Below are 18,704 nucleotides of genomic sequence, written 5' to 3'. Positions count from 1 at the left end.
CGGAGTGCGGATCATTGATCGCATGTCCGTGCTGAAGGAGGTCCGTTTCCCCGCCGCCGCCGAGCTGCCGATGAACATCTGGGTCGACGACTCCGACTCGGCCGCCGACATCGTCGACGCGCTCGCCCTGTCGCCGTTCGCGACCGGCGCCCAGCCGTGGGCCCGGCTGGCCAACCTGGAGCGGGTGCGGGCCGACGCCGCGCTCACCCCGCCCGGCGGCCGCCTGGTGCGGACCGCCCACGAGGAGGACGGCTCCGAGGCCCGCCTGTTCTGCGGCGACGGCTGGACACTGCGCGTGGTGCGGTATCGCAACCGCTGCGCCACCGTCAGCGTCACCGCCGTCAGCGAGGACCTGGCCCGGTCGGTGCTGTCCACGACCACCGACGGCGCCGTCGAGCCCCCACCGCCGACCGACCACGTCGAGATGGGCTTCTGGTGGTACGGCCAGCACGGCGCCCGCCGTTCGGACAAGCCCATCACCTCGCCGTCCTGGGAGCAGATCAGCGGCAACTACGCGGCGAGCGTGCGCGAGGCCGTCGGGCGGGTCATGGCGGTCAGGCCGGAGGACGTGAACGGCAGGCTGCTCCTGCTGCACGGGCCGCCGGGCACCGGCAAGACGTCGCTGCTGCGCACGCTGGCCAAGGAGTGGCGCGAGTGGTGCCAGGTCGACTGCGTGCTCGATCCCGAGCGACTGTTCAACGACCCCGGGTACCTGATGGAGGTGGCCGTCGGCGACTGCGACGAGCGCGGCGACCGGTGGCGGCTGCTGGTGCTGGAGGACTGCGACGAGCTGATCAGGGCGGGGGCGAAGGAGGCGACGGGACAGGGGCTGTCCAGGCTGCTGAACCTCACCGACGGCCTGCTCGGCCAGGGTCGCGACGTGCTGGTGGCGATCACCACGAACGAGGATCTGGCGCGGCTGCACCCCGCGACGATCAGGCCGGGACGGTGCCTGGCCCAGATCGAGGTGGGACGGCTGTCGCGCGAGGAGTCGCTGCGGTGGCTGGCCGAGAGCGGCGCCCAGGACCTCACGAAACAGGAGGGCGGCGCGCAGGACTTCGCGTTGCGGGTCGGCGCCGCGGGCGCGACGCTGGCGGAGCTGTTCGCGGCCCGTGCGGGACGCGCCTCGGCCCCCGCCACCACCGCCGAGCCCGGCCTCTACCTCTGACCGCGACCGCTCCCCCGGTCCCGGGCACCGGTGCCGCGCCCGGGGTCGCGGCGGCGTCCCGCCGGACCGGCGGTGCCGCACGGTCGACCACTCGCGCGTACGGCGGCGCCCGGCCCGCCGGGAGTACGTAAACCTTCCGATGCGCCTCACCTGGCCTTCCTCCAGAATCGGCCAGGTGATATCCCGTGTCGCCTTCCCCCCGTGCGTGCCGGTCGAGCGCGGCTCCCGCGGCTATCACGATCCGTTCGGCGGCGAGGCGGCCGTCTGGGACTACGCCGCGTGGACCAGCCCGGAGGCCGAGATCGGCTTTCCCGCGGCCCAGCTGGTGCCGTCGTGGACGGCACGCACGCCGGCGGGCAGCTGGCTGGAGGTCGAGCTGCGGGGCAGGACCGCGGAGGGCCGTCACACCCGCTGGTACGTGATGGGCAGGTGGGCCGAGACCGCCGCCGACATCCGCCGCACCTCGCTTCCCGGGCAGGGCGACGAGGACGGCGACGTGGCCGTCGACACGCTGGTCGCCAGGCGTCCGCTGGTCGCCTGCCAGGTGCGCGTCACCCTGTACGGCACGGGCGCCGCCGTCGGCTCGGTCAGCGTGATGGCCTCGGGCGCCCCGGGCCCGGTGCGCGTGACGCCGCCGGGCGAGGCGAGCGGGATCGAGCTGGCCGTGCCCGCGCTCTCGCAGCGGGTGCACGCGGGCCACTACCCGGAATGGGACGGCGGCGGCGGCTCCTGGTGCGGCCCCGCGTCGGTGACGATGGTGCTCGGCTACTGGGGCAGGGGCCCCTCCGCCGACGAGCTCGCCTGGGTTGACCCCGCCGATCCGTGCCCGGCCGTCGACCACGCGGCCCGCGACATGTACGACCACAGCTACCAGGGCTGCGGCAACTGGCCGTTCGGCGTCGCCTACGCCGGACGGTACGGCCTGGCCGGGTTCGTCACGCGGCTGCGGTCGCTGGCGGAGCTGGAGCGTCTGGTGGCCGCCGGCATCCCGGTGATCACCTCCCAGTCGTTCAAGGAGCACGAGCTGCCGGGCGCGGGCTACGCCACGACCGGGCACATCATGGTCGTCGTCGGCTTCACCGCGTCCGGTGACGTGATCGCCAACGATCCGGCCGCCGAGGGGGTCAGGCGCGTCTACCCGCGGGCGGCCTTCGAGAACGTCTGGCTGCGCGGCTCCGGCAGCGCGGGGATCGTCTACGTCCTGCATCCGCCGGAGCTTCCCCTTCCCCCATCCGACGGCAATTGGTGATCGGCGCGGGTCAGCGGGGCGGATGGGGTTGGAGTGGACTGCGGCGGGCAGCCGGCGTGGCAGCCGCGCGACGGGCGGGACAGGCAGGACACTGTCGTCGCCCTCTGTGAGACCGACATTTCTGGGGATGATGTGAAGAGCGTTGCCGAGATCTGCTCCGACCTGATCAGGTTCGACACGACCAATCCCGGCTCGGGCGAGCGCCCGGCCGCCGAGTACGTCGCCACGCTGCTGGCCGACGCGGGCCTGGAGCCCACCGTCTTCGAGTCGGCGCCGCGCCGTACCACCGTCGTGGCGCGCGTGGCCGGCGACTCGCCCGACGCGCTGCTCATCCACGGTCACCTCGACGTGGTCCCCGCCGACCCGGCCGAGTGGGAGCTGCACCCCTTCTCCGGCGAGATCGTCGACGACTGCGTGTACGGCAGGGGCGCGGTCGACATGAAGGGCTCGTGCGCGATGACGCTCGCCACGGTGCTCGGCATGCAGGCCGGCGGGGTGCGGCCCAAACGCGACCTGGTGCTGGCGTTCCTGGCCGACGAGGAGGCGACCGGCGACTACGGCTCCCGCCACGCCGTCACCGCGCACCGGGAGCTGTTCGACGGCGTCACCGAGGCCATCAGCGAGTCCGGCGGGTTCAGCGTGACCGCGGGCGACGCGCGGGTCTACCCGATCGCCGTGGGCGAGCGCGGCACGTCGTGGATGAAGCTGACCGCCCACGGCGTCGCCGGTCACGGCTCGCGGCCCGCCGTCGACAACCCGGTCGCCACCCTGGTGCACGCGCTGTCGCGCATCGCCGCCTACCAGTGGCCGGTACGGCTGACGCCGTCGGTCGCCGCGCTCCTGCGGAGCCTGTCGGAGATCACCGGCCGGCCCGTCGACCTCGACCGCCTGGACGCCGAGGCGGCCCGGCTCGGGCCGCTCGGCAGCCTGTTCAAGGGCCAGATCCGCAACTCGGCCAACCCGACGATGCTCACCGCGGGCTACAAGGTCAACGTCGTCCCCTCCACGGCCGAGGCGCACGTCGACGGCCGGTACCTGCCGGGGCTGCAGGAGGAGTTCCTGGCCACGATCGACGAGCTGCTCGGGCCGAGGATCACGCGGGAGTTCGTCAACCTGGAGGACGCGCCGTCCGCGCCGTACCCTTCTGCCTTCTTCGACGAGATGGCGGCCGCGCTGGTGGCCGAGGACCCGGCGGCGCGGCCCGTGCCGTACGTGATGAGCGGGGGCACGGACGCCAAGTCGTTCGCCAGGATCGGCATCAAGGGGTACGGCTTCGCCCCGCTGATGCTCAGGCCCGATCTCGACTACTTCGGCATGTTCCACGGCAAGGACGAGCGCGTGCCGGTTGAGGGCCTGGAGTTCGGCACCCGCGTCCTGAACCGCCTGCTGACGGGCGCCTGAGCGGCCGGCGCGCCGGCCACCGGAACGACGGCGCGCGGGCCCGCCGGCGGCGCGGCCCGCGCCTTCCGGCCGCCGGTCGGCGGGTGCCGCGGGCTGCCGGATCCGGCCGGCGAGGCCCGCCGAGGAGAATGACGGCAACGACCAAGCCCCTGATCGCGGTCTCCTGCACGGTGTTCCGGCGGGGCCCGCCGAGGAGAATGACGGCAACCCCGTGCGCGTCATGACATCGCCAAGGTGGGCTTGGCTCGGCCGGGCATCACGGTGGAGCGCTCTCCCCGCGCCGCCGCCGCGCATGGCGTCCGCGGGCGGACCGTGGCGGCCGGCGGCGCCCGCAACGGGGCGGGATGGGCGGCGCCCGCGCTCGGTCAGCCCACCGTCAAATCGGACATTAGCCCTACATCGCTACTTAACGTGCTGCTAACATCACATATTGTGACTAATCCGAAACGCGTAGAAATCGGCTGGCCCGGACTAGGCATCACGGTGACCGCCGAACTGGACGAGCGCAACGCCGCCCTGGCACAGAGCCTGTGGGACGCACTGCCGTACCGCAGCCTGCAGGGCCACGCCCTGGTGGCCGGCCAGCACCTCTACCACGTCGCCCCGGTCCACGACCTGCTGCACCAGGCCGCCGCCTACAAGGTCGAGGACCGGCGCACCGAACCGGACGGCACAATCTTCGCCTCACGACTTCAGCACCTCGGCATCAAGTACGGCGAGCTGACCGAACCCATGCCCGCCACCCCGATCGGCAGGATCCTCGACGAGGACCTCGACTCGCTGGTCGAGGCGGGCCACGCGGTCTGGGAGGCGGTGTACACGACCAAGAAGCCGGTCATCGCCGAGGTACGCCGCGCCGGCGAGCCCAGCGGCCACAGCCTGCCCCGCCTCACGGCGAGCGACCCCGAGACCGACACACTCATCGGCGACCTGCACGCCGAGACCGAGCGGATCTGGCTGGAGCCGCCGCAGGAACTCGTCGACCTGCACGAGGGCCGCATCGCCTCCAAGGCGGGCAGCTTCGACACGGTCCTGACGACGCTGCTGTTCGTCAACGGCGAGACCCGCCCGCTGGGCTACGCCAGCTACGGCGGCCTGGTGCGGGCCGTCTCCGAGGGAATGCCGCTGGATTCGCTGCGCCACATGGCGCACCTGCTGATCCCGACGCCCGCGGAGTTCCTCGGATACTGCGGCCTGGACAAGGTCTGGGACTTCACCAAGCGCGCCCTCGAGCGGATCGACGAGCTCGACGACCGCGACGACTTCGCCGCTCTCGTGGCGCAGATGACGCTCTACGTCAACTGCCTCGGCGGCTGGAACCTGCACCTGTTCCCGTGGCAGCTCGGCGACCATCTGCGGCGGGAGGGCGCGTTCACATGAGCGCCGACACGCAGGTCGTGGTCGTCGGCGGCGGGGTGATCGGCCTGTCGATCGCCTTCCACCTGGCCGAGGCCGGGGTCGGCACCGTCCTGCTGGAACGCGACGCGCTCGGATCGGGCGCGTCGCGGGCCACCGCGGACGTGGTCCGCGCCTACTTCGCCGGCAACCCGGTGAGCTCGGCGCTGGCCGTACGGAGCCTGGCGGCCTACCACGACTTCCCGCTGCGGCCGGGCATCGGCCTGCCGCTGCGCCGGGTCGGCTACCTGGTGCTGTTCACCGGCGACGAGCAGGTGGCGGCCTTCGAGGCCGACCTGCCCGCCCAGCGGGCGGCCGGGGTGGACGTCGAGCTGATCGGCGCGGACGAGGCCAGGCGGCGCAACCCGCTCATCAGCGGCGAGCTGCCGCTGACGGCGGCCGCCTGGTCGGCCGAGGCGTACGTCTCCGACACCGCCGCGATCGTCGGCGGCTACGCGGAGGCGGCCAGGCGGGCGGGCGCGCAGCTGCGCACCGACTGCCCCGTCACGGCGATCGACGCGGTCAAGGGCCGCGTGGAGACCGCCGACGGCGCGATCACGGCCGACGCGGTCGTGTGCGCCGCGGGCGCGTGGTCGGCCGCCCTGGCCCGCACGGCGGGCGTGGACCTGCCGCTCACCGAACCGATCATCCAGGAACTGCTCACCACCGACCCGTTGCCCGCCATGCCCGACATCCCGGTCACCCTGCACGCCTCCAGCGGCCTGCTGGTACGGCTGCGCGGCGACCGGCTGCTGATCGGCATGGGCTACCCGGGGCCCGACAGGGACGCCTGGCGGCGGCGCGTGGCCGCCCAGCTCGCCACCGTCTACCCGTGCCTGGCGGGGGCGGGCCTGCACACCGCGGTCACCGGCGTCCGTGACGCCAGCCCGGACCGCACCGCCTTCATCGGCCACCTGCCCGGCCCTCCCGCCTTCCTGTACGCGACGGGCTTCTCCGGCCACGGGCTGTGCAACGCGCCCGCGGCCGGGGAACTGGTCCGCGACCTCTACCTCGGACGCGACCCCGGGCTCGACACGACCACGCTGTCCGCACGGCCGGAGCGGGTGGGGTGAGCGGCATGGACGTCCGACCGGCCGAGTTCGTCCTCGACCCCGCCAGCCACGACGTGCACGCCGACTGCGCGCAGCTGCGGGAGCTGGGCCCGTTGGTCCCCGTCGAGGTCGAGGGGGTGCGCGCGTGGGCGGCCACCCGCTACTCCACGCTGGTGGCCGTGCTGACCCATCCCGACCTGTCCAGGGAGGTGAAGTACTGGGATCCGGCGGCCAAGGCCGCCGCCCCGCCCAACACCGCGGTCACCAGGCTCGCCGCCGACACCTCCATGCTGAACGCGGAGGGCGGGGCCCACCACCGCCTGCGGTCGCCGGTGTCCAAGTCGTTCACGGCGCGCAGGGTCCAGCGGCTGCGTCCGAGGGTCGCCGAGTTCGCCGCCGCGCACCTCGACCGCCTGGCGGCCATGCCGCCGGGGCCGGTGGACCTGCGCCTGGAGTACGCCTATCCGATCCCGCGGGATGTCATCTCCGAGCTGATGGGGGTCCCGGACGCGCTTCGGGACGAGCTGCACGAGCTCACCGACGTGGCGGCCAGGGTCGGCGACACTCCCGACGACGTCACCGATGCCCGCAAGAAGCTGTACAAGCTGCTCGACGAGATCATCGAGCTGCGGCGCGACACCCCGGGCGAGGACCTGATCACGGACCTGATCGCCGCCTCCGAACACGACGGGCCCGACCGGCTCACGCGCGCGGAGGTGGGCGACACGGTGGAGTTGCTGTTCATCGCGGGTCACGTGACGACGGTCAACCTCATCACCAACGCCGTGCGCGTCATGCTGACGTGTCCCGACCAGCTGGCCATGGTCCGCTCCGGGCAGCGGTCGTGGAGCGAGGTGGTCGAGGAGACCATGCGGTGGGATTCGCCGATCGCGCACTTCCCGATGCGCTACGCCGTACGGGACGTCGAGATCGACGGGGTGCCGGTGCGCAAGGGCGAGGCGGTCATCGGCTGCTTCGCCGCCGCCGGCCGCGACCCCGACCAGTACGGCGCGGGGGCGGCGTGCTTCGACCTGCGCGCGGCCTCGCCCGCCCACCTGTCGTTCGGGCACGGCACGCACTACTGCCTGGGTGCGCCGCTGGCCCGGCTGGAGGGCGAGGTCGCGCTCGCCGCGCTGTTCGAGGCGTTTCCCGACATGAGGCTGGCCGACCAGGACAGCGGGTGGCGGCCGCTCGGCACGGTGCTCGGCAACAGCACCAGGTACCTGCCCGTGCACCTGGGAAGGAGGGTGCGATGAGCCTGGGCCGGAGCGTCTTCGCCGGCGTGCGCGCGGCGGGCCCGCGTGACGTGCTGGTGTGCGGGCGGCGCCGCCTGACCGGGGACGACGTGCTGGCGATGGTGGCGGGCGCGGCGGCCGTACTGCGCGCCCGCGGGGTGCGCGCGGGCGACACGATCGCCTGCATGTCCGGCCGCCAGCCGGAGTCCACGGTGGCCAGGCTCGTGGCGCTCGCGCTCGGCTGCCCCGTGATCCACCTGCCGCCGGGCCTGCCGGCGCGGATCACGGCCGGCACGATGCGCGCGCTCGGCACCTCGGTGCTGCTCCACGAGCCGTGCCGGCAGGACGACGCCGAGCTGCTGCTCGACGCGCGGCCGGTGCCGATCTGCTACCGGCTCGACGCGGACCTGTTCTCCACCCCGCACGGGGCGCCGCCCGACCCGCCGGAGACGCCGCCCGGCGCGCTGTCGGCGGTGACGTTCACCAACGGCACGACGGGCGAGCGCAAGCCGGTCGCCCACAGCCGGCGGGCCGAGGCCGCGCAGCTGGCGGCGGCGCGCGCGATGTTCGCGCCCGAGCCCTGGCGCTTCCTGCTGCCGCCGGGACACCACGTGGCCGACCAGATCGCGCTGTGGACGCTGGCGACGGGCGGCACGGCGATCCTGCTGGCCGACGCCGAGCGGGGTCGGGAGCCGGAGGTCATCGCCAGGGAACGCGTCACGCAGGTCGCGGCTGGCTGGCCGGGCGAGCTGTACGGCCTGGCCGGCCGGCTGGGCCCGGTGGCTCTCGGCGCCGATCCCGGCAGCGTGCGGCTGGTGACGTACGGCGGCGCGGCGGCCGTGCCGAACCGCAGCAGGGACGTGGTCATGGGGCTCGGCCCCGTGGCCCTGCAGTGGTACGGGCTCACCGAGGGTGGCTTCGTCACCGCCCTGTCGCCGCTCGACCACCTGCGCCCCGACCGGCTGGCCTCGGTGGGGCGGCCGGTCGAGGGCGTGGAGCTGCGCGTGCGCGACCCGGAGGGCCGTGCGCTGCCGGTCGGCGCGACCGGCGAGGTGTGGGTGCGCTCCGCCCAGGTCATGAGCGGGTACCTGGACGATCCCGTCCGCACCGCCGCGGCCCTGCGGGACGGCTGGCTGCGCACCGGCGACCTCGGCCACCTGAACGCCGACGGCTACCTGTTCCTGGTCGACCGCGCCAGGAGCCGGCTGCCCGACGGCGTCCAGGCCCGCCCGGTCCAGCACGTCCTGCCCGGCCGTCGGGCCGTGGCGGACGCGACGGTCTTCGGGCTGCCGGTCGACGACGGCGAGGTGCTGGCCGGCACGGGCGTGACCGGCACGGGTGTGGCCGGCACGGGTGTGACCGGCGCAGGGATGAGCGGCACGGGGGCGACCGGCACGGGGGCGACCGGCACCGGGGAGACCGGCACAGGGCTCAGGCGCGCCGGGGAGGCAGGCGACCTGGACGACCTGGACGCCCCGCGCGGCCGGACGGCACCCGCGTGACCGGGACCGCCCGCCGGGCCTCCAGGCGCCGCCCGGCGGCCGACGGCCGCCGTCATCGCGGCGGCGGGCTCCACGGGGTCAGACGCCGAAGGCGGCCAGGGTGCCCCAGGTCGTCGCGACACCCACCAGCGCGCCCACGACCACCTGGGCGGGCGTGTGGTGGGCGAGCCGGACCCTGGCCCAGCACACCAGCCCGACCAGCGCCCCGCCCACCAGCGCGGTCGGCATCGGCGGCAGCACGTGCGCCAGGACGACCACGGTTCCCGCCGACACCGCCGCGTGGAAGGAGATCTTCCAGCGCAGCGTCACGGGCACGGTCACCACCAGGGCGGCCAGCATCGCGGTCACCGTGGCCACCAGCAGGGTGGGGGCGCCCAGCAGGACCAGCAGCACCAGCGCCACCAGCACGGCGCCCACCGCGGTGAGCAGCGGCCCCGTCCGGCGCGCCCGGTCGACCAGGTGGCGGGAGTCGAGGCGGCCCCTGCGGACGCCGACGGCGATGACGGTGGCGGGCACGCCGCCGCACAGGGCCGAGGCGAGCAGGCCCCAGACGGCACCGGTCCAGCCCTGGGCGAGCAGGCCGACGACGGGCGGCATGGCGATCACCAGCACCTGGGGGGCGAACACCTCGGTCACCCAGCCGGCCATCCTGGTCATCACCAGCGTGTCCTCCCGTCTCGGATCATGGTCATCAAACCTGCCACGAGCGAACGGCGGAGGCAATCAGGGCAGCCGCGCACCCGAGCGCGTGACGCGACGATGCGCCATGATGGCGCGATGGACCACATCACGCTGAGCGCCTGCGCCGAGGTGGGCTTCCAGGTGGCGGGAAGCACGGGGGCGCACGGCGCGATGCGGGCCTTACGCCGCGTGATCCCGCTGGACGCCTACGAGTTCGTCGCCTTCGACCCGGCCACCGGGCGCCACCGCAGCCTGGTCTCCGACGGCCTGCGCCGTCCCCCCGGCCCGCTGCCCTCTGCCGGGACACCCGCCGCCGGGGGCGGCGGGCCGTACCCGATGGACGGCGCGCGGCTGGCCGCCTACGGCTGGCGGCAGGGGCTGACCACGCCGCTGCTGCTGGCCGACGGCCGCTACACCGGGCTGCTGAACCTGTCGGCGCCCCGCTTCCCCGCGCACGCGCTCACCGTCATGGCGGCGCTGTCCCCCACGCTGGCCCACGTCACCGACCTGACCAGGTGCGTCATCGACCCCGTCGGGCTGCCCAGCGGGTTCTCGGCGGTCGCCTTCGACCGCGGCGGCGTGGTACGCGACGTGGCGGGCGTGCCCAGGTCGGAGGTGGTGGCCGCCGATCCCGCCATGGCCGGCTACGCCAGGGCCTTCCTCGACTCGCGGGAGCTGAGCAGGCGGGGCCTCTGGCAGGACCGGGGCGGTCGGTGGCGGGAGGTGCGGGTGCTGCGCGCGGGCGTCGGCTCGCACGGCGCGCTGCAGGGGGCGGTGGTGGCCGAGCGGCCCTGCTGCCTGCCGTACGAACTGACCGCGCGGGAGGCGCAGGTGCTGACCAGGGTGGCGGCGGGCGACTCCAATCCGCAGATCGCCGCCGCGCTCGTGCTGAGCGTCCGCACGGTCACCACCCACCTGGAGCACATCTTCGCCAAGCTGGGCTGCGACAGCCGTACGAGGGTCACCACCAAGGCCCTGGCCGAGGGGCTGTGCGTGATCGACCTCTAGACACCCGCGGCCGCCCACTCCGTGGGGATCGTGACGAGCACCAGCTCGAACCAGACGGTGTTCACACCGTTCTGCCTGGCGTAGCCCCAGCGGTGGCTGAGCGCGTCCAGCAGGGGCAGGCCGCGCCCGTTCTGCGCGGTCAGGGAGGCGCGGCAGGCGCACGGCGGGCCGTCCGAGCCGCCGTCCTTGACGCAGACGCGCACCCTGGAGCCGGTGGACAGCACGGTCAGCGTGAAGGTGCCGCCGTCACGTGAGGCGGAGTGCACGACCGCGTTGGTGACCAGCTCGCTGGTCAGCAGCACGCTGTCGTCGTGCAGCGGATGTCCGGCGCCGAGCGCGGCGGTCACCAGGCGGCGTGCCGCGGCGACCTGGTCGGGAACTCCTGGCAGGGTCCAACTGTCGTACTCCGGCGGTTCCACGGCGACCTCCCCGACTTCGGCGACCTCTTAAGGACGCGGCGCCCGGCGGGGCGGAGGGGTCACGAAAAGGTAGGAATGCTCTTGCCGGTGGAACCGGGTCAGGTCCGGTGCCATCGCGCCTCTGCCAGGCAGTACACCCCGAACAACACCAGTCCCACGGCCACCGCGGCCAGCAGCCACGGGCCGGCGGGGGCGTCGGCGAGCGCCTTGAGCGCGCCGTCGATGCCGACCGCCCTGCCGGGGTCGTAGGCGATCGCGGCCCGGCCGATGAGAACGCCCGCGGCGACGGCGACGACGCCCCGTGCGATGTAGCCCGCCTGGCCGAGCCGACGGACCGCCTGCCCGCCGCCGGTCATGTCCTTCATGAACTTCTCGGTCCAGCCCTCGTGGATCCAGTGGAGGCCGAGCGCGATCACGCCCAGTGCGGCGACGCCGACGAGCAGCTGTCCCGCGGGCAGGTCGAGCAGCGTCCTGGTGACGTCCCGGGACTGCGAGTCGGTGGAGGCCGCCTGCTTGCCGCGCAGCAGCAGGCCCAGCAGCGAGACGACGAGCAGCACGTAGAAGACCGCCCGGACGGCCGACTCCACCCTGTCGCGCGCCCTGCCGCGACGGGACAGCGCTTCCCGCGCCTGCCACACGGCCAGCGCGGCCAGACCCACCGTCATGAGCCACAGCACCACGGTGCCGAAGGGCTGTGCGGCCACGATGCCGATCGCGCCGCTCTTGTCGGCCTCGCCGTCCCCGCCGAAGGCGATCTGTAACGCCACCAGGCCGATCAGGGCGTACAGCACGCCCCTGGCGGCATAGCCCAGCTTGGTGAGAATCATGACGCCTCCCCTGCACCGGCAGGCGGGTCGTAAACCCGGGGCGGCGACCGAGTACGCTGCGATCGGATGAGGCGACTGGAAGGGGAACCTGCGCGTGAGCAGCCTGGAGGCCGTCTGGGTGCAGCCGTACGAACAGCCCGGCGCGGCGGTCGTGACGGGCGTCTTCGACATCCTGCACGTGGGGCACGTGCGCTACCTGCGGTCGGTGGCCGAGCGTGGCCTGCCGCTGGTCGTCGGCGTCGAGGACGATCCGCGCGTGCGCGCGTGGAAGGGTCCGAGCAGGCCGCTGAACCCGGCCGCCGAGCGGGCCGAGGTGCTGGGGGCGCTGCGCGCGGTGTCGGGGGTGTTCATCGTGAGCGGCCCGCCCGAGGCGCACGGCCCCGAGGACTACATCGACCTGCTCGCCCCGATGCGGCCAGGCGCGCTCGCGCACACGGCGGGCGACCCGCACGCGGGCGGCAGGTGCGCGGCGGCGGCGCTGCTCGGCGCCCAGTGCTGGGAGCTGGAGATGATTCCGGGGCGTTCGACGACCAGGATCGTCAACGCCGGGCTAGGATGAGCTCCATGCAGCGCGCTCACGTCTTCGTCACGACGACGCCGGACCCGTACCCGGCGCGCTGAACTCATGCTCCCCGGGCGAACGCCCGGGGATCGCTGGTCGTTCGCCCTCGTCTTTCGGAGGGTTTCCGATGAACGACCACCTGAACGACCACCGCAGGCTCGGCCGCGAGCTCGACCTGTTCGACACCCACCCGATGATCGGCTCGGGGCTGCCGTTCCTGCTGCCCGCGGGCGCGGCCGTGCGCAAGGCCGTCGAGGACTTCGTCCACGAGCTCGAACGCCGCAACGGTTATCTGCACGTCAACTCGCCCGTGCTCGGCAAGCGGGCGATGTACGAGAGATCGGGGCACTGGGCGCACTACAGCGACGACATGTTCCCTCCGATGGAGCTCGGAGGGGAGCAGTTCGTGCTGCGGCCCAGCCTGTGCCCGCACCACGCGCTGATGTTCGGCAGCAGGCCGCGCAGCCACCGCGACCTGCCGCTGCGGCTGGCCGAGCTCGGCGGCATGTACCGGGGTGAGCTGTCGGGCGTTGTGGGCGGCCTGAGCAGGGTGCGGGCCATCCAGCTCAACGACGGGCACGTCTTCTGCCCGGCCGGCGCGGCCGCCGCCGAGGTGTCGGCCGCGCTCGACCTGATCGAGGCCGCCCACGGGCAGCTCGGCATCGTGCCGGTCCGCTACCGGCTCTCGCTCAGGGGCGACGGCGCCAAGTACGTCGACGACCCGGACATGTGGGACCGCGCCGAGGCCGTCCTGCGGGAGGCGCTGCGGGCCAGGGGCCGCGACTTCGAGGAGGAGCGCGGCGAGGGCTCCTTCTACGGCCCGAAGATCGACATCCAGATCGTCGACCCCCAGGGACGGGAGAACTCCATCTCGACCGTCCAGGTCGACCTGTTCCAGCCGGGCCGCTTCGACCTGTCCTACGTCGGCCCCGACCAGGCGCTCCACCGGCCGGTGATGGTGCACAGAAGTCTGGTCGGCAGCCTCGAACGCCTGATGGGGCACCTGATCGAGGTCCACGGCGGCGCCTTCCCCGCCTGGTTCGCCCCCGTGCAGGCGGTGGTGCTGCCCGTCACCGACGCCGAGGTCCCCGCCGCCCGGGAGCTGGTACGGCGGTGCGTCGCAGCGGGACTGCGCGCGTCGATGGCCGAGCCCGGCGACGGCTCCCTCGGGGCGCGGGTCAGGTCGCACCGGCTGGTGCCCTTCCAGCTCGTGGTCGGTCCGGCCGAGGCGCGTCTCGGCGAGGCCGCGCTGCGGCTGCGTGACGGCACCCGGCAGGAGGCCAGGCCGATCGCGCAGGTGCTGGCGTGGATGGCCGCTAGAGCCAATCCCGCTTTTTGAACGCCAGGTACAGCAGCCCCGAGGCGGCCACGATGATGATCGACGACCACCAGAAGCCGGCGCTGGTGCCGAAGCCCGGATAGGGCACGTTCTGGCCGTAGAAGCCGGTGATCATGGTGGGCACCGCGATGACCGCGGCCCAGCCGGTGAGCTTCTTCATGATCTCGTTCAGCCGGAAGCCCTGCTGTGACAGCTGGGCCTCGCGCAGGTTGGCCACGAGGTCGCGCAGGTTGTCGATCCACTCCGCCACGCGCAGGACGTGGTCGTAGAGGTCCTGGTAGTACGGCGTCATCTCCGGCGTGACCACGTGCAGGTCACGCCGGAACAGCGTGTTGACCACCTCGCGCATCGGCCCGGCGACCTTGCGCAGGCCGACCATGTTCTTGCGCAGGGTGAACATCTTCCTGGCGTCCAGCCGGCTCATCGGCCGTTCCTCGAACAGCTGCTCCTCCAGCGCCTCGACCTCCTCGTCGAGACTCTCGACCAGCTCGTAGTGGCCGTCGACCACGTAGTCGAGCAGGCCGTACAGCAGGAAGGCGACCCCGTTCTTGGCCAGGCCGCCCGACGCGTCCCAGCGGGCGGTCACCTGGTCGATGTCGAAGTGCTCGTTCTCGCGCACGGTCACCAGGGCGTTGGCCGTGAGGAACATGTCGATCTCGACGGTGTGGAGCCGGTGCCCCTCCTGGTACAGCCAGTAGGCGGCGACGAACAGATGGCCGTCGTAGACGTCGACCTTGGGCCGCTGGCGCTCGTGGAAGACGTCCTCCACCGCGAGGGTGTGCAGGCCCAGCTCCTCGGCGATGCATCCCAGGTCGTCGGCGGTGGGGGCGCACAGGTCGAACCAGACCACGTTGCCCGGGTCGGCGACGTGGTCGGAGACCTCGGCGATGGGGAAGCCCTCGGCCACGAGGACCCCCTCGCGGTACAAGCGGGTTCGTACCATGACCGACAACCCTAGACGAGCTCGGCGAACCGTGCGGCGTTGCGTGCCGCCGCCCCTCCCGGATCGTTGTTGAAGTAGACCACGGCCTGCCGCCATCCCGCGTCGTGGACGCGGCGCGCCCACGATCTCAGCGCGGCCTCGCCGTACGAGGGCCGGGGGGTGGCCCTGCCCTCGTGCAGCCTGACGTAGCCCCACGACGCGGTGCGCCACAGCGGGTTCAGGACCCTGCTCTCCCTGTCGGCCCAGCACAGCGCCGCCTCCCTGGCCTCCAGCACGCCCCTGACCTCGTCGGTCCACCACGACGGGTGCCGGAACTCCACCGCCACCCTGGTCGCGCGCGGGAAGCAGGCCAGGCAGCGGTCGAGCTTGCCGGGATCCGCCTTCAGCGTCGGCGGCAACTGCAGCAGGATCGGGCCGAGCTTGCCCTTCAGCCCGGCCACGGCGGCCATCAGCCGCTCGACCGGCTCCTCGGGGTCGGCCAGCCGCTTGATGTGGGTGAGGTACCTGCTGGCCTTGACCGCCATCACGAAGTCGTCGGGGGTGCGCTCGGCCCATCCGGCGAACGTCTCCGTGGACGGCAGGCGGTAGAAGGCGTTGTTGCTCTCGACCGTGCGGAAGTGCTCGGTGTAGATCTCCAGCCACAGCCGCTGCGGCGCCTTGTCCGGATACAGCACGCCCCGCCAGTCCTTGTACTGCCAGCCGGAGGTTCCCACGAGCGTCTCCATGCCGGGCCCCTACCCCGGCTCCCGCGGGGCACGCCGCCCGCTCGGGTCAGGACGATCCGGCGGGCAGCGACGGTGACGTGCCGCCGCCGTGCAGGGCGTCGGGGCCGTAGGCGGCGGCCAGGATCCGCTCGGCACGCGTCCGGCACTCCGTGGCCGCGACCAGGTCGTCGAGGCGCTCGTGGACGGCGGCCAGGTCGAGCAGGGCGCGCCCCACGTCGGGATGGCCGGGGCCGAGCGCCCGCTCGGTGCCGGCGACGGCCCGCTCCAGCAGCTCCCTGGCCTCGGTCACGCGGCCGCCGAGCAGCTTGGCCACGCCGAGCCTGCGCGCGCCCAGCTGGGCGTGCGGGTGGTCGGGGCCGAAGACGGCCGAGAAGACGCCCATGGCCCGCTCCTGGTGGGCCTGGGCCAGCTCGTGCTCGCCGATGTCCTGGTAGACCAGGCCCAGGTTGGTCAGCGGCATGCCGACCTCGCCGTGTCCGGGGCCGTAGCAGGCCTCGAGGATGGCCAGGGCGCGCTCGTGGCTCATCCTCGCCTCGTCGTAGCGACCCACCAGGCGCAGCGCGTAGCCGAGCTTGTCGAGGGTGTGGGCGACCTCGGGATGCTCGTCGCCGTAGACACCGGCCAGCAGCGACAGCGCCTGCTCCTGCAGCTTGATGGCCTCCTCGGCGCGGCCGGCGTCCTGCAGCACCAGGCCGAGGCCCGACAGCGAGTGGGCGACGTCGGGGTGGCCGGGGTCCAGCAGGCTGCGCGAGGCGGTCAGCGACCTGGTCAGCCACTGCTGGGCGGCGGCCAGGTCGCCGGCCAGCCAGGCGGCGAAGCCCAGGTCGCGCCCGATCCTGGCCAGCTCCCTGCCGTCGGCGTCGTCGCGGGCGGCCAGGATGCCGTGGCCGCGCTCCAGCACCTGCCTGGCCTCGGGCAGCCGCCGCTGGCAGACCAGCACGTCGCCGAGACGCTTCAGCACATAGGCGACGCCGGGATGCTCGGGCCCGAAAGCGTCCTCGGCCAGGGCGAGCGCCTGCTCCTGCGCCGCCCTCGCGCCCTCCAGGTCGCCCACCACCTCCAGCAGCTTGCCCTGCTCGGTCAGCACCGCCGCCAGGTCGGCGTCGCTGCCGCCCGCGCGGCGCAGCAGTTCCAGCGACGTCTCGAACAGCCAGGCGGCCCGGTCGAAGGCCGCCCGGGTGGTCAGGTAGCGGCCCGCCCCGCACAGCAGCTGCGGCAGCGCCAGCGGCACGGTGTCGAGGTTGCCCGCCTGCCCCGCCAGGTGGATCAGGCCCGGCAGCACACCGTCCCAGTGCGGCCAGTTGGTCGGGTTGTCCGGGTCGGCGGGCGCGGTCGCCTCGACCAGGCGAATGCCGCGCAGCAGCCACTCCTGCCGCTCGGCCCTCGACAGCGTGGCCATGGCCGCGGCGCCGACCATCTTGTGCATGCGCAGCCGTCCCCTGTCACGGTCGACGAGGGAGTGGCGCATCAGGTGGGCGATGGCGTCCTGCAGGCCGACCTCGTCGGCGACGGCCGCCTCCAGCGCGGGCGGCAGCACCCCGCCGAGGCCGCGCAGCAGGCGCAGCGACAGCCCGTCGCCGCCCAGGCAGGCGCACAGGTGCAGCAGCTCGGCGGCCGAGGCGGAGGCGGCCCGCACGCGCTCGAAGGCCAGCTGCCACGCCGTGGCGAAGGTCTGGTCGCGCTCCCCCGCCCTGGTCAGCAGCTTGTCGGCCCTGCGCCGGAACAGGTCGGCGTACTCCTCGAAGGTCATGCCGGTCTGCTCGCTGTAGGCGGCGGCCTGCTCCAGCGCGAACGGCAGGTCGCCGAGCTGGTCGGCCAGCTCGGCGGCGCCCGCCGAGCGCCCGGGCAGGCCGAGGCGCCGCTCGAGGAAGGCGACGGACTCCTCGCGCGAGAACGGGTCGATCCGCAGCGGTACGGCATGCAGCCCCCACGCGGGATTGCGCGAGGTGATGACCACATGGCCGTCGCCGCCGTCCGGCAGCAGCCGTTCGAGCAGCGCGGCGTCCTCGACGTCGTCGAGCACCAGCAGCCACCTGCCCATGCCGGCCAGCCGGTCGCGCAGCGCGGTGACCAGCTCGCCCCTGTCGGCCCGCTCCCTGACGCCCAGGCGCAGGCCGAGGTCCTCCATGGCGCCGGCCAGCGCGAGCGGCTCGGCGGCCGAGGCGTACCACATGACGTCGTAGTCGGCGGCGTGCCGGTGGGCGTACTCCAGGGCCGCCTGGGTCTTGCCGACGCCCGCCAGGCCGTACAGGGCGACGGCGCCGCTGGCGGTGAGCCCGCGGCCCAGCTCGGACAGCAGGTCCTCGCGGCCGGAGAAGACGCGGTTGCGGGAGGGCAGGTTGGAGACGCGGCGCGGGGTGGCCGGCCTGGCGGGCGGCGCGGTGGCGGCCCCCTGGGCGAGGGCGGGCGCCGTCAGCGACGAGTCGTGGGTGAGCACGGCCTGGTGCAGGGCCTGCAGCGTGGGGGCGGGGTCGACGCCGAGCTCCTCGGCCAGGACCCTGCGCACGCGCTCGTAAACGTTCAGGGCGTCGCCCTGCCGGCCGCACCGGTAGAGCGCGGTCATCAGCTGGGCGGCGGAGCGCTCCCGTAACGGGTGGCGGGCCACGCGCTGCTCCAGGCGCGGCAGCACCTCGGCGTGGCGGCCGAGTGCGAGCTCGGCGTCGGTGCGGCCCTCCTCGGCCGCGTAGCGCAGCTCCTCCAGCCTGATCGCGTCGAACTGCGCCCACGGGTCGGCGGCGAAGTCGGCCAGCGCGGGGCCGCGCCATAAGGCCAGCGCGCTGTCGAGCACGGTGACGGCCTCGCTCCAGTCCTGTTTGGCCAGCTCGTCCCGGCCGCGCGTGACCAGGTGCTCGAAGCGGTGGGCGTCGACCCGCTCCTGGTCGATGACCAGCCGGTAGCCGGGCCCGTGCGACTGCAGCAGCGCGGTGCCGCCCAGCGTCCTGCGCAGCCTGGAGACGTGGGCGTGCAGGGTGTTGGTGGCGCTGCGCGGCGGGCGGCCGGCCCACACCTGGTCGATGAGCTGGTCGGCGCTGAGCACGTCACCGCGGTGCAGCAGCAGCACCGCGAGGATGGCCGCGCGCTGGTGGCCGCCGAGGGCAGCAGGGACGCCGTCGACCAGGACCTCGAGCGTGCCGAGAATCCCGATCTCCACGCGGGCTTCCATGCTGCGCTTCCCTTCTGAATGCTTGCAAGTACATG

General features: G+C 73.7%; 16 protein-coding genes. 10 read left to right on the top strand and 6 right to left on the bottom strand.

The window, feature by feature from the left end:
• Positions 1 to 22: 22 nt before the first annotated feature.
• From ACWDLG_RS42050 to ACWDLG_RS42020, 7 genes are all read left to right on the top strand, one after another.
• Positions 23 to 1,168: a DUF5925 domain-containing protein gene (locus ACWDLG_RS42050; protein ID WP_449930798.1), complete on the top strand. Its 1,146-nt coding sequence runs from the start codon at positions 23 to 25 to the stop codon at positions 1,166 to 1,168.
• A 175-nt stretch (positions 1,169 to 1,343) separates the two neighbouring features.
• Positions 1,344 to 2,417 (top strand): C39 family peptidase, encoded by a 1,074-nt coding sequence (locus tag ACWDLG_RS42045; RefSeq protein WP_449930796.1) that lies wholly within the window; start codon positions 1,344 to 1,346, stop codon positions 2,415 to 2,417.
• 132 nt (positions 2,418 to 2,549) lie between these two features.
• Positions 2,550 to 3,818 (top strand): M20/M25/M40 family metallo-hydrolase, encoded by a 1,269-nt coding sequence (locus ACWDLG_RS42040; protein WP_449930794.1) that lies wholly within the window; start codon positions 2,550 to 2,552, stop codon positions 3,816 to 3,818.
• A gap of 483 nt (positions 3,819 to 4,301) precedes the next feature.
• Positions 4,302 to 5,198 (top strand): cucumopine synthase-related protein, encoded by an 897-nt coding sequence (locus ACWDLG_RS42035; RefSeq protein WP_354910943.1) that lies wholly within the window; start codon positions 4,302 to 4,304, stop codon positions 5,196 to 5,198.
• Positions 5,195 to 6,286, top strand: a complete 1,092-nt coding sequence (locus ACWDLG_RS42030) for an NAD(P)/FAD-dependent oxidoreductase (RefSeq protein WP_449930791.1) — start codon at positions 5,195 to 5,197, stop codon at positions 6,284 to 6,286. Before ACWDLG_RS42035 ends, ACWDLG_RS42030 begins: the two co-directional genes overlap by 4 nt.
• A 5-nt stretch (positions 6,287 to 6,291) precedes the next feature.
• Positions 6,292 to 7,521 carry a cytochrome P450 family protein gene (locus ACWDLG_RS42025; RefSeq protein WP_449930789.1) on the top strand — a complete coding sequence of 410 codons (1,230 nt, stop codon included), beginning with the start codon at positions 6,292 to 6,294 and terminating at the stop codon, positions 7,519 to 7,521.
• Positions 7,518 to 9,002, top strand: coding sequence for a class I adenylate-forming enzyme family protein (locus ACWDLG_RS42020; RefSeq protein WP_449930787.1), 1,485 nt, complete (start codon positions 7,518 to 7,520; stop codon positions 9,000 to 9,002). The genes ACWDLG_RS42025 and ACWDLG_RS42020 overlap by 4 nt, the downstream gene beginning before the upstream one ends.
• Before the next feature lie 78 nt (positions 9,003 to 9,080).
• On the opposite strand, the gene ACWDLG_RS42015 is transcribed toward ACWDLG_RS42020, so the two are convergent.
• Positions 9,081 to 9,659, bottom strand: coding sequence for a phosphatase PAP2 family protein (locus tag ACWDLG_RS42015; RefSeq protein ID WP_354911011.1), 579 nt, complete (start codon positions 9,657 to 9,659; stop codon positions 9,081 to 9,083).
• Positions 9,660 to 9,779: 120 nt separating this feature from the next.
• Between ACWDLG_RS42015 and ACWDLG_RS42010 the strand changes: the two genes are divergently transcribed.
• Positions 9,780 to 10,691, top strand: a complete 912-nt coding sequence (locus tag ACWDLG_RS42010) for a response regulator transcription factor (protein WP_449930785.1) — start codon at positions 9,780 to 9,782, stop codon at positions 10,689 to 10,691.
• Here ACWDLG_RS42010 and ACWDLG_RS42005 read toward each other — a convergent pair.
• Both ACWDLG_RS42005 and ACWDLG_RS42000 read right to left on the bottom strand, forming a co-directional pair.
• Positions 10,688 to 11,110 carry an ATP-binding protein gene (locus ACWDLG_RS42005; RefSeq protein WP_449930783.1) on the bottom strand — a complete coding sequence of 141 codons (423 nt, stop codon included), beginning with the start codon at positions 11,108 to 11,110 and terminating at the stop codon, positions 10,688 to 10,690. The genes ACWDLG_RS42010 and ACWDLG_RS42005 overlap by 4 nt on opposite strands.
• 98 nt (positions 11,111 to 11,208) lie before the next feature.
• Entirely contained in the window at positions 11,209 to 11,937 is a 729-nt protein-coding gene (locus ACWDLG_RS42000) for a DUF1206 domain-containing protein (protein WP_449930781.1), read from the bottom strand.
• Between the two features lie 94 nt (positions 11,938 to 12,031).
• On the opposite strand from ACWDLG_RS42000, the gene ACWDLG_RS41995 reads away from it, so the two are divergent.
• Together ACWDLG_RS41995 and thrS are read left to right on the top strand one after the other, a co-directional pair.
• Positions 12,032 to 12,496: an adenylyltransferase/cytidyltransferase family protein gene (locus ACWDLG_RS41995; RefSeq protein WP_354910928.1), complete on the top strand. Its 465-nt coding sequence runs from the start codon at positions 12,032 to 12,034 to the stop codon at positions 12,494 to 12,496.
• A gap of 130 nt (positions 12,497 to 12,626) precedes the next feature.
• A complete protein-coding gene (gene thrS, locus ACWDLG_RS41990) occupies positions 12,627 to 13,838 on the top strand; it encodes a threonine--tRNA ligase (protein WP_449930778.1) in 1,212 nt (403 codons plus the stop codon).
• Here the strand turns inward: thrS and ACWDLG_RS41985 are convergent.
• The 3 genes from ACWDLG_RS41985 to fxsT are packed head-to-tail and all read right to left on the bottom strand — an operon-like array spanning position 13,816 to position 18,669.
• Entirely contained in the window at positions 13,816 to 14,781 is a 966-nt protein-coding gene (locus tag ACWDLG_RS41985; protein ID WP_449930776.1) for a magnesium transporter CorA family protein, read from the bottom strand. The genes thrS and ACWDLG_RS41985 overlap by 23 nt on opposite strands.
• Positions 14,782 to 14,792: 11 nt before the next feature.
• Entirely contained in the window at positions 14,793 to 15,506 is a 714-nt protein-coding gene (locus ACWDLG_RS41980) for a DUF72 domain-containing protein (protein ID WP_449930774.1), read from the bottom strand.
• Positions 15,507 to 15,552: 46 nt separating this feature from the next.
• The gene (gene fxsT / locus ACWDLG_RS41975) at positions 15,553 to 18,669 is read right to left on the bottom strand and encodes an FxSxx-COOH system tetratricopeptide repeat protein (RefSeq protein WP_449930772.1); all 3,117 of its coding nucleotides are present in this window, start codon (positions 18,667 to 18,669) and stop codon (positions 15,553 to 15,555) included.
• Positions 18,670 to 18,704 lie beyond the last annotated feature (35 nt).

The organism is Nonomuraea sp. NPDC003727, assembly GCF_053586935.1.
Note: the sequence above shows the minus strand (reverse complement) of the source record. Positions and strands in the feature narration are given on the sequence as shown.